This is a genomic window from Chryseobacterium sp. BGARF1, from assembly GCF_001677955.1.
Classification (GTDB): domain Bacteria; phylum Bacteroidota; class Bacteroidia; order Flavobacteriales; family Weeksellaceae; genus Chryseobacterium.
On record NZ_LELA01000253.1, the window covers coordinates 1 to 267 of the forward strand.

At 38.2% G+C, this 267-nt stretch carries 1 tRNA gene; it reads left to right on the forward strand.

Features of this window, described 5'->3' with window-relative positions:
* Positions 1-2: 2 nt before the first annotated feature.
* Positions 3-87 (forward strand) — tRNA-Ser (locus AB671_RS21905).
* Positions 88-267: the final 180 nt, after the last annotated feature.

Genomic DNA, 267 nt, shown 5'->3' on the forward strand with positions numbered 1-267 from the left:
AAGGAGAGATGGCAGAGTGGTCGATTGCGATAGTCTTGAAAACTATTGACTGTAACAGGTCCGGGGGTTCGAATCCCTCTCTCTCCGCAAGTTGAGAAACTAAAATAAGCTAAAACGCTGTAAACAATATGTTTACAGCGTTTTTTTGTTTTAGTGAATGCATCAAAAAATACAGAAAATGGGATCAGTCTCAAAAGTTGGGGACTAAGCAAAAAGTTTGGATAATCTGAATAGAAAAAAAGACTTATCTCGTACGCCTCTAAGTTG